This window comes from Arcicella aquatica (genome assembly GCF_034928825.1).
GTDB lineage: Bacteria > Bacteroidota > Bacteroidia > Cytophagales > Spirosomataceae > Arcicella > Arcicella aquatica.
Genome location: NZ_JAYFUL010000054.1, coordinates 25,559 through 37,077 on the forward strand (window position 1 = coordinate 25,559; position 11,519 = coordinate 37,077).

The 11,519-nt window shown below is 34.8% G+C and carries 6 protein-coding genes and 3 tRNA genes; 4 read left to right on the top strand and 5 right to left on the bottom strand.

Going from position 1 to position 11,519, the window contains the following annotated elements; genetic code table 11:
* Window positions 1-370: 370 nt before the first annotated feature.
* Window positions 371-2,053, top strand: coding sequence for a pyruvate dehydrogenase complex dihydrolipoamide acetyltransferase (locus VB264_RS21680; RefSeq protein WP_323252928.1), 1,683 nt, complete (start codon window positions 371-373; stop codon window positions 2,051-2,053).
* Window positions 2,054-2,121: 68 nt separating this feature from the next.
* Here VB264_RS21680 and VB264_RS21685 read toward each other — a convergent pair whose 3' ends face one another.
* The 4 genes from VB264_RS21685 to VB264_RS21700 form a co-directional block, all read right to left on the bottom strand.
* The gene (locus VB264_RS21685) at window positions 2,122-3,873 is read right to left on the bottom strand and encodes a hypothetical protein (protein ID WP_323252930.1); all 1,752 of its coding nucleotides are present in this window, start codon (window positions 3,871-3,873) and stop codon (window positions 2,122-2,124) included.
* Window positions 3,874-4,170: 297 nt separating this feature from the next.
* Window positions 4,171-4,242, bottom strand: a tRNA-Glu gene (locus VB264_RS21690).
* A 71-nt stretch (window positions 4,243-4,313) separates the two neighbouring features.
* Window positions 4,314-4,385: transfer RNA gene (locus VB264_RS21695), tRNA-Glu, on the bottom strand.
* Window positions 4,386-4,484: 99 nt separating this feature from the next.
* Window positions 4,485-4,556, bottom strand: a tRNA-Glu gene (locus tag VB264_RS21700).
* Window positions 4,557-4,825: 269 nt separating this feature from the next.
* Between VB264_RS21700 and VB264_RS21705 the strand changes: the two genes are divergently transcribed.
* From VB264_RS21705 to VB264_RS21715, 3 genes are all read left to right on the top strand, one after another.
* Window positions 4,826-6,409: a putative maltokinase gene (locus VB264_RS21705; RefSeq protein ID WP_323252932.1), complete on the top strand. Its 1,584-nt coding sequence runs from the start codon at window positions 4,826-4,828 to the stop codon at window positions 6,407-6,409.
* Window positions 6,410-6,670: 261 nt separating this feature from the next.
* Window positions 6,671-7,498, top strand: a complete 828-nt coding sequence (pyrF, locus tag VB264_RS21710) for an orotidine-5'-phosphate decarboxylase (protein WP_323252934.1) — start codon at window positions 6,671-6,673, stop codon at window positions 7,496-7,498.
* A gap of 15 nt (window positions 7,499-7,513) precedes the next feature.
* Window positions 7,514-8,185: an acetoacetate decarboxylase family protein gene (locus VB264_RS21715; RefSeq protein WP_323252936.1), complete on the top strand. Its 672-nt coding sequence runs from the start codon at window positions 7,514-7,516 to the stop codon at window positions 8,183-8,185.
* Window positions 8,186-9,093: 908 nt separating this feature from the next.
* On the opposite strand, the gene glgB is transcribed toward VB264_RS21715, so the two are convergent.
* Window positions 9,094-11,115 (bottom strand): 1,4-alpha-glucan branching protein GlgB, encoded by a 2,022-nt coding sequence (gene glgB / locus VB264_RS21720; RefSeq protein ID WP_323252938.1) that lies wholly within the window; start codon window positions 11,113-11,115, stop codon window positions 9,094-9,096.
* Window positions 11,116-11,519: the final 404 nt, after the last annotated feature.

Sequence of the window (11,519 nt, forward strand, 5' to 3'; positions counted from 1 at the left end):
ATGAAGAGTGGTTAGGTAGCCTTGGAAGAAAGCCTTTAAAATATAAGAGGGTTGGTTTGTTGAGGCTAAAGTTAGTGTTGTTTTATTGATATTTAAAATTTTATTTTTTTTTAGTATAAATTGATGGTTATTGTATTTTCAATTAACAGAACAAATACATGTTATGAAAAGAAGACAAAATTATATTTTTTCAAGATAGCTTTTGAAACCAAGTGTTTAGCCTTATTTTTGAATTCTAAATTGGTTGTGTAGTTGTTTTTATTAGTTTTTAGTTGTTGATTTACCCAAATTTTATCACAGCAAATCACTATTTAGCTAATGGCTATTTAACCATTTACCAAAAACAGTAAATTTTCCTATAATAATAAAAATGGCAGAAATCATAACCATGCCCAAAATGAGCGACACCATGACAGAAGGTGTTGTTGCAGAATGGCTCAAAAAAGTTGGTGACCCTTTAAAGCCAGGTGACGGCTTGATTGCAGAAATCGAAACAGATAAAGCTACGATGGAGCTTGATTTGGACGAAAGAATGGATTTGAGCAATTTTAAAGATTGCCGAATTTTATACATTGGTTTAGAGAAAGGCAAGGCCGTACCTGTAGATAGCATCATTGCTATTATTGGTGAAAATGGTGAAGCTTATGAACATCTTTTATCTGGTGGTACTCCTGCCAAAGCTGATGCCCCTGCTACTCCAGAAGAACCAGCCGCTGCGAAACCTGAACAAAGTGCTCCAGCTGTAGATACTTCTAATATCAAAGCCGAAGTAATTGGAATGCCGAAAATGTCGGATACAATGATGGAAGGTACGTTGGTGGCTTGGCTTAAGAAAGTAGGAGATACAATCAAAGCAGGTGATGCTCTTTTGGCGGAAGTGGAAACTGATAAAGCTACCATGGAATTTGATTTAGATAATTTTATTGATGTTACAAAATACAATCCTTGTACATTATTGTATATCGGTCTTGAAGAAGGAAAAACTGTAAATGTTGATGACGTTATTGCTATAATTGGGGAACCAGGTGCTGATTACCAAGCATTATTGAATGGTGGAAAAGCGGCTGCTGCTCCTGCAACTACTACTGCTGCTCCAGCTGCTAATAATACACCAGCGCCAGAAGCTAAAGTAGAAGAAGCTGCTCCTGTAGCTGATGCAGATGGAAGAATAAAAGCTTCACCATTGGCAAAAGCTTTAGCGAAAGACAAAGGCATTAACATTGCTCAAGTAAAAGGTACTGGTGAAAACGGAAGAGTCGTAAAAGCAGACGTTGATAATTTTGTTCCTGCCGCTGCTGCTCCTAAACCTGCTGAGGCACCTGCTAAAGCGTCAGGAAAACCTGCCGTAGCAGCACCAGTGATTACTGCGGAAGAAAGCTACGAAGAATTCCCATTGAATCAGATGCGTAAAACGATTGCTCGTCGTTTATCTGAATCTAAGTTCTCGGCGCCAGAATTCTATTTAACCATGGAAATCAACATGGATAAAGCGATGACTGCCAGAGTATCGATGAATGAAATTTCTCCAGTGAAAATTTCATTTAATGATATGGTGATGAAAGCCGCTGCTGTAGCTTTAACAAAACATCCAAAAGTGAATTCTTATTGGTTGGGCGATAAAATCAGAATCAATCACCATGTACACATCGGGATGGCTGTAGCTGTTGAAGATGGTTTATTAGTACCAGTAATTCGTTTTGCTAACACTAAATCACTTTCTCAGATTTCTGCGGAGGCGAAAGATTTAGGTGGTAAAGCTAAAAACAAGCAATTACAACCAAAAGACTGGGAAGGTAATACTTTCACCGTTAGTAACTTGGGTATGTTTGGTATTGATGAGTTTACATCAATTATTAACCAACCTGAATCTTGTATTTTGGCTGTAGGTGGTATTAAAGAAACTGTTGCTGTTAAAAACGGACAATTCTATGCGACAAACATCATGAAAGTAACCCTTACTTGTGACCACCGTACAGTGGATGGTGCAACAGGTGCTGCTTTCTTGCAGACTTTCAAACAATTATTGGAAGATCCAATCAAATTGTTAGTATAGTCTCGGATATAGGTTCACAAAAAAAGCTTGCAGATTTGTCTGCAAGCTTTTTTTGTGAATTAGGATTTTTAAAATTTCAACATCGTATAAAAATATTCTTTATCAGCCGTTGGAATAGAGGCTAGAGGCTTGTTTTTATAGATGGGATTAGTAGTTTCCCATGCATCAGGGGTAATATGAATTTCTTGATAAACACCATCAACGTTTGCTCTTAACCATACTTCAGTAGGCTCTATCCCTTCAGAACGCCAGCACATAGCCTCTAACTTTTTCGGACCTACTTTGGTTCTGCAAGGTAAGACTTTGGGAGAATCTGCCCATTCTACTGCTTTGTGTTTTACCCAATTTTTGTGGTCATAACTTTGTTCTGTTTCCCAATATTGTGGAACCATTTCAAGGTATGAATCTCCTCCTCTGTTAGTCATTAACATTTTGATGGCTGCAAAAAAGCCTATGTAAGTGTCATGTGCTTTGTTATCTACAAAGGAATTTTTATCCCATTCATGCAAATCTACATTGTTCATATAATTGATGCTAACAATGTCAAAAGCATAGCGTCGCCCTGCCATTGCTCCTCTGTGTGCGAGGATGGCATCTTCTACTACATTTCCATTGGCTAATTTAACGTAAGGGTTTAAACCGATAGGGCCTTTGTCTGCAATCACTTTCGTGAGCATCTTGTTCCGTCTGTTATTGAGCTTATATCTACAATACCACGATTGCCATTCTAATAAAGTACCTGCTCTTGCTAAAAAATGTTCCGTATTTCTATTATTGCCATATTTATTGATGACAACCATATTTCCATTACCTAAATCATAAGTTTTACCCTGTTGCGTAAATTCATGGGAATAAAACGATATCTCATTGCTGGGGATAATATTAGGATAGTCGATAGGTCGTTTGTTAATGACTCCCTTTGAAGGAATAGAAATAGGAGTGGTAGAGGCTAGCCAATCCTCAGAAAATTTTGCTTTACTATTGGTGTAATTACCCTCAGCATCTGGATAATAAAGCGTCATTTTTTCGCCATTTTCTCTATCGTGAATATAACCAAGTGTATTAATAGGCCCGCCATAGTCTGAAGAAACATCGCCAGTGGTACTTTCAGCCATGCCAATTAGCACAGCCCTATGAAGTTTATCACCATAGTCGGCAGTGCCATCTTCTATATCAACGGACACTAATCCTCTGTGCGATTTACCATTGATATTATCACCCCATCCCATCGTAGCATCTAGGGACGTAGAACGTCCAAAGTCATAAGCACCTTCCATCCCTTTGCTTGATAGCTTTTCTCCACCTGATAGGCTTCCTTCAAAAAATCTGTGCTGATAGGGGATAGTACTGATAAACTCTTGAAAACGTTTTCCTACAAAAGGGTCAATATCATTATTCCATGGCTTCCCACGTTCTAAATCAATTTGCCAGATATAGTCAAGACCTCTTTTGCCATAACCACTATAAAACTCTGGTACGATGGTAACATTACCCATTAAGCCTACTTCCCAAGGATTAATATGATTATCAGTAAAAGGCTTGCCCCAGAAATTCCACCAAACCCCCCATTTGGGTCTTATATATCCCTGTGCATTTATATAAGTAGGTATCGTGAATTTACCAATCAGTTGTAAAGGAAGGTCATTTACTTTTGTTTGTATGGCAATTTCTTTGGCTACATTACTAAATGATTGAGGCGTATTTGTAATTGTTTTGGTAGGAAGTTGCTGTATTTTTTTGACAGTACTCACTGTATGTTCAGTATGCTGTCCACAAGAAATAAAAGAGGTTAGGGTAAAGAGGATGAGTGTTTTTTTCATTTTATAAAGCATTATTAATACTTGCAATAAGATTTGAATAATTGACCAATTTGCAACTATAACGAAAAAAGTATTTGTTAATGCAATAATTTGTTACTTTTTGTTTGTATTTCTGAAGTCTCAATTTTTATTTGCATTGAATCCAATCTTTAGAATGGCGTCAATCACTGCGTAATAGAATCCTATTTTTTTTGATTTTGCTATAAAATTGAGAGGGAGGAGGAGTTTTTGATATGAGATGAATTAAAACAAAAAAGCAGACAACTCTTTTAGAATTGTCTGCTTTTGACATTATTGTAGTCCGTACGGGAATCGAACCCGTGTTTCATCCGTGAAAGGGACGTGTCCTAACCCCTAGACGAACGGACCATTGGGTTATACTAATTTTACTTTGAATGTACTTAACTTATAAAGTACGCCACTATACTATAAAAGAATTGTAGTCCGTACGGGAATCGAACCCGTGTTTCATCCGTGAAAGGGACGTGTCCTAACCCCTAGACGAACGGACCATTGGGTTATGCTAATTTTTACTTTACTACCACAAAACATTTTTTGTGATTAGAATTAAAAACCCTCCATACTGCTATGAAGGGCTTGTTAACTTCTTGTAGTCCGTACGGGAATCGAACCCGTGTTTCATCCGTGAAAGGGACGTGTCCTAACCCCTAGACGAACGGACCATTGGGTTAAAACTTTTCGATATTTTGTATCGATGTTCGTTTTTCGTGGTGCAAAGGTAGGGAGAATATTTAGAATACACAACCACAAAATGAAAAAAAAGAAAACAAATTGTTAAAGTTGTTGATAATCAAAACCTTGCAAAGTGGTTTTTTTGAAAAATATTTTTAATAATCATCAAAGTACTATTCTGCTTTTTTTAAATATAAATAAATTATAAATTTAAATCATGAAAATACCATTTTTATAAAACAACATTACGCTATCAATAATGATTCAATCAAAAATTACCTCACTAAGCTCAAAAATTGCGTGGGAGCAAATTAGGGCAGATACAGAGCTTTTTGACAATTTTGAAAAAAATGTTTTACCTGCGTACCTAAATAGCTGTAGGTGGTTTGCTGGTAAGGCTAGAATACAGAAATCCTTTAAGGTCACAACAACCTTAGAAATTCCGATGAAGGATTCTATAGCTTTATTAATGATTATCTCAGTTTCTTATGAAGACGGGGATGTGGAAAGTTATTTACTGCCTGTTTCGTTTATAGATGCAGGTCATACAAAAGAAATAACGCCAAAAGGGATAATCACCTTGGCTTATATCAACAATAAAAGGGGAATCATCGTAGATGCCATTTATGATGAACGTTTTCAGCAAACTATTTTTTACCATTTAGCCCATGCTGAAAATATTGCTCAAGAGGAGGGAAGAGTAGACTTTACGCGCGGTAAAGGGTTTTTAGGAGAAGATATCAACGCACCGATTAGCTCTAAAGTCTTGCCCGTTGATTCTTCTAATTCAGCGATTGTTTTTGGCGATAAGTATTTTCTAAAGCTGTACAGAAAATTATTTACCGAGACTAATCCAGAAGTAGATATGGTCGAGTTTATCACAGAACATTCCACTTTTGCTTTTATTCCAGCGTTTGCGGGGAGTTTGGTATGGAAACAAGAACAAATGCCAGACATTACGCTTGGGATGATGCAGCGGATGGTGGAGAACCAAGCTGATAGTTGGGTTCAAACAGGAGAGCAGTTAAATGATTTTGTAGAGGCTTTTGTGGCAAAATCTTTTTCTATTAAGGAGGAGGTATTTCAGCAAGTAGAATTGTTGGCTCAACGGACTGCGGAAATGCACTTGGCTTTATATAAACCCGAAGCCGAAAAAATGTTTGTTCCTGTTCCTTTTGATGATGCCTATAGAAAGTTTGTTCATGATAGATTAACTAATTTGTTAGATAAAAGATATAGCCTACTCATTGATAACTACACCAAGATTACTGATGTAGTAACAAGAAAGCTGGCTTGGGATTTTATGGAGGCTCGTGAGTTGATTGAAGAGTTTGCAGCAGGAATTCTTGAAAAACCAATTTTTTCACAAAGGATTAGGATTCATGGCGATTATCATCTAGGGCAGGTATTAGCTACACAGAATGATTATATCATCATCGATTTTGAAGGAGAGCCTGAGAGTTCTATCACTGATAGAAAAATCAAGCATTCGCCTTTAAAAGATGTAGCGGGCATGATTAGGAGCTATCATTATGCTATTTCAGCAAAAATGTTTAATGACCCTGCTTCAGCAAAACTAGATTCGCAAAGAATACAGACGGTAGCAGACCGCTGGTATCGATTGATTCAGCAAACCTTTATGGATAAATATTTAGAAACGTTTGGCAATCCACATCCTTTGTTTAAGAACAATAATGAAATTAATTTTTTGATGTTGATTTATCTTTTAGAAAAGGCTGTTTATGAACTAGGTTATGAAATTAACTATAGACCAGACTGGGTTAAAATACCATTAAAGGGAATTGTAAATGTAATTCGTGAAATTGAAAAGTTGAAAATGTAGCTGACAAAAAGACCAAAGCTCAATTGAGAGTTTTGGTCTTTTTGTTTTATTATAATGTAATCAAGTACATTTCAAATGATATAATAGTATTGTTTAAAAGTATTATTTATCCTATAAAAATAAAAAATTAGATAAATAAAATGTTGTTTTTTGAATACGAACAGATTAATATTGCTCATATAATGATGCTTAATCTTCTGGTTAGGCAGTTTTTCTCCAATTAAACTTAGCACTTTTTATAAAGAAACTAAGCATTTATAAATGACAAAGTCGCAGCTTTTTGAGCAAATTTTACAAAAGCAATCCTATCTATGTATTGGTTTGGACACTGATATTCAGAAAATCCCCAACCATTTATTAAAAACGGAAGATCCCATTTTTGAGTTCAACAAACAAATTATTGATGCAACCCATCAATATGCGGTTGCTTATAAACCTAACATTGCGTTTTATGAAGCTTTTGGTGCCAAAGGATGGGAAAGTCTTCAAAAAACTTTAGAATATATTCCTAAAGAGTGTTTTACGATTGCTGATGCTAAAAGAGGAGATATTGGCAATACTTCTGGCTTGTATGCCAGAGCTTTTTTTGATGAAAAATCTTCGGGCTTGAATTTTGATTCAGTAACAGTTGCACCTTACATGGGTGAAGACTCTGTTAAGCCTTTTTTAGATTTTGATGGGAAATGGGTAATTCTTTTAGCACTTACTTCAAACGTAGGGAGCAAAGACTTTCAGAATCTTACTTTAAACAACGATAAACAGCTTTTTGAGGAGGTTCTTACTAAATCTCAAGAATGGGGGAGTTCAGAGCAATTAATGTATGTAGTAGGGGCTACTAAAGCCGATATGCTTCAAAAAATCAGGAGTGTTGTTCCTGATCATTTTTTGCTAGTACCGGGTGTAGGCGCACAAGGAGGAAGTTTAGAAGAAGTTTCTAAATTTGGTATGAATAAACAGTGTGGTTTGTTAGTTAATTCGTCAAGAGCCATTATTTATGCTTCATCTGGGGAAGATTTTGCAGAAAAGGCTGCTCAAGAAGCGCTTAAAGTTCAGGTAGAGATGCAAACATATTTGGCTACTTATTTATAGTAGAAAACCTTTGATATGAAAAATGATAGCGAAATTAGGCTTGAACCTGCTCCGTGGAATTTGACAGGCAATGCTTATGCATTGATTTATAAGTTTCCCAAGGAATTTGTAGTAGAGAATGGTTTTATGGAAGATTTTCAAAAAAAACGTTTTCTAGGCTACTTTGGTACAGTCATGTTGGTAGACTATCAGTCTTCAAATGTTGGGAAATATTATGAATTATTATTTATCCCAGGAATGTTTACATTTGATTGGGCCAAAGTTTTTTCAATTAGTAAAATTTATGTGTCCTCAGAAGAAAGTGTTTTAAATGGACATAACAACTGGGGAATTCCAAAAGAAAAAGCTGATTTTGAATGGGTTGAAGATAAAGGTGGTCTCAAAAAAGTACAAGTTAGTATCAATAAACATGTTATTTTTGAAGCTGAATTAAGTAAAGGTTTTTTGAGTGTTCCTTTAAAAAGTAATTTTTTCCCATTGAAGCTGGCGCAAAAACTTAATAATGACTTAATGCTTACGACTTTCAATTTTAAAGGAAAAGTTAAATTTTTGAAAATAGGTAAAATTAAGGTTGACAAAGGATATTTCCCAGATATTACACGTTTATCACCATTATTAACTATTCAAATTAATAATTTTGATATGAGATTTGAAATACCACTTATTAGGAAAAATTATTTTAATTAAAATTTATTGGTTTTATCTAATAAATAATCACTCATTTTTTTGTGGATTGAGAAATGTCTGTATATATTTGTCGAAGGTTTACTATTGAAGGTTTTGCTACTACAAAAAGCCCTTTTCATTAACTTTTAATAATTTAACTGAATAACATCCGCCAATGTTAGGTCGAGAAAAGCTTTTGTGATAAAACAGACTAAAGCTTAAAGTATTTCTCCTGATTTATTGACCCTTTCATTGTGCAGATATCAATCAAAAAAAATATTAAATTAAACGGAATTTGTAATTTATTACTTTAAGATGTAATAAATAAAAATATATGCTGAAAAAAGCAAAGGGATTTTTCCCGAAAAGATTACTACTTAGGCGGATTGTGTAAAGACTCGGAGCTATGCATCGAGTCTTTATTTTTTTGTGATAATATCGCTCAGAAAAAGTTTATATACTTATTTGTCCAATTTAAGGGAGGTTGATAAATGAATGACTTAATCAAGATTTAACAATTTATTTTAAAATCTTTTCACTTAAATCATCATATTTTTTCGCTCAAATAACAAATTCTTGAAATTCACATCAAAATTTTAGCTTGGAATGTCTAAATTCTTGGTTCGTGTAATTCTTGAAAAAATCATAGCTTTTAAAATACAAAATCTATGATTTTGTATTAATTTTACTTCATCAAATAACAAAATTATGGCGGTAATTATTTTATTTGATATTCCAATTATAATATTTTAGATTCTATTTATGGCGGTAAAAAGACTTTTAAAATATTATAATATACAACATGCTTATACCATGTTTGTTTAAAGATTATTTTAAAAAGACCCTTGAATTGGCGGATTCATAGGTCTTTTTTTTTTGATATTAAATTTAAAAGGGATGATACTTCATAAGTGTCATCCCTTTTTGATTTATTTAACTTTTAATATACTAGCACCGAGTGGTGGTATATTGAGTGAAATAGAGTAGGCTTTTCCTTGCCAAGCAATCTCTTCGGCCATAATGAGCGATTTGTTTGTTTTTCCACTTCCTCCAAAGTCATGTTCGTCGGAATTTAATATTTCATTCCAAATTCCCATCATTGGTACACCAATTCTGTAGTTTTCGTGAGGAACTGGTGTCATATTCAGAATAATAATCAGTTGCTCTTTACTAACATTTCCTTTTCTAGCATATATCACGATTGAATTGTTTCTATCAGATGTATCAATCCATTCAAACCCTTCATGAGAAAACTGTTTTTCATATAAAGCAGGTTCTGTTTTATACATATGGTTTAAGGCTTTCATCAAGTTTTGAATGCCTTTATGAGGAGCGTGGTCTAGTAACCACCAATCCAAACTTTTTTCAAAGTTCCATTCAGATGTTTGCCCAAATTCACCTCCCATAAAAATTAGATTAGTTCCAGGGTGAGTGAACATGTATGAAAACAAGAGTCTTAAATTAGCAAATCTTTGCCATTCATCCCCAGGCATTTTACCTACCAGAGATTTTTTACCATATACCACTTCATCATGAGATAGTGGTAACATGAAATTCTCTGAAAAAGCATAGTTGGTCGAGAATGTTAATTGATCTTGGTGATGACGACGATACATGGGGTCTTTTTGGAAGTATTTCAAGGTATCGTTCATCCAGCCCATCATCCATTTCTGCCCAAACCCTAAGCCACCTGCATAAATAGGTTTTGAAACACCGGTAAATGAAGTTGATTCTTCTGCAATAATTTGAATATCTGGAAACTGTGCATAAATCGTCTCATTTAATTCCTTGAACAAAGAAATCGCTTCAAGATTATGATTGCCTCCAAAAATATTTGGTTCCCATTCTCCCTGTTTTCTTGAATAGTCTAAGTACAACATTGACGCTACAGCATCAACCCTCAACCCATCTGCGTGGTATCGTTCTAGCCAATAAACTGCATTTGAAATCAAGAAACTGCGAATCTCGTTTCTACCATAATTAAAGATATACGACTTCCAATCGGGATGATACCCTCTGCGCATATCTGGATGTTCATAAAGGTGAGTGCCATCAAATTCATACAGCCCATGCGCATCGCCAGGGAAATGTGAAGGAACCCAGTCAAGTATCACACCAATATCATTCTTATGACATTCTTCTACCAAGTACATGAAATCTTGGGGTGAGCCAAAACGAGAAGATGGTGCAAAAAAACCGAGTACCTGATATCCCCATGAAGGTTCATAAGGGTGTTCCATGATTGGCATGAATTCTACGTGCGTAAAGCCCATTTCTTTCACGTAATTCATCAACTGGTCTGCTAATTCTACAAAACTTAGCTTTTCATTACCATTTTTTCTTCTCCAAGAACCAACATGCACTTCATAAACAGACATGGGCGATGTTAAAGAATTTTTAGTATGACGTTTGGCCATCCAATCAGAATCCGTCCATTCATACCAATTATCCCAAACTATCGAGGCTGTGCGAGGTGGTATTTCAAATTGTTGGGCATAAGGGTCCATCTTTTCGATAAGACGGTTATCCTGTGTTTGAATACAAAACTTGTAGGTTTCTCCCTTACCGATATAAGGAATAAAACCTTCCCAAATTCCAGAAGCATCCCACCGTACAAAAAGATGGTGACTACCTTTGTCCCAGTAGTTAAAATTTCCAATGACTGATACCGATTTAGCAGAGGGTGCCCAAACAGAAAAGTAAACCCCTTGTACACCTTGGTATTCAGTAATGTGTGAGCCGAATTTTTCAAATAAACGATAATGCTTGCCAGCTTTGAAAAGATGAATGTCGAAATCAGAGAAACGGCTGAATACTTCTACATTTTTAAGTACTACCGGAGTAGAAACAGGAGTTTGATTTTCCTCTAAAACTTCTACAACAGCTTTTTTAGTTACTTTTTTCTTAGTTGTTTCGGTTGATTGAGTAGTTGTTTTTGACGTTTTTGCCATCTTTAATTATGGTTAATGGAGTTTTGCGAAGCTTATAAATGTCATTCAGTAAATATAAAATTTCTTTTTAAATAGATTTTCTTAATAAGACATAATTTATCCCCCTGACTAGTGAAATGTAAAATACTATTAAAAAAAATAGGATAAATTTGTTTTTACTTATTTGTTTACTTGTTCGTGGAATAATCTATTTTTTTATCAAATATACAATATTCTAACCTCTTTCTGGTGAGAAAAGATAATTTTATCAAAAATAGAAATAAGTAAACTTGTCAATAAATAAGAAGGTAGTCCTAAAAATGTAATGCTTTATTTATCTTTGTCATAAAAAAGGTAAAATGAACTGTAGTCATTGTGGTAGTGTAACAACGAAGAAGAATGGTCATACCCATTATGGGAAACAA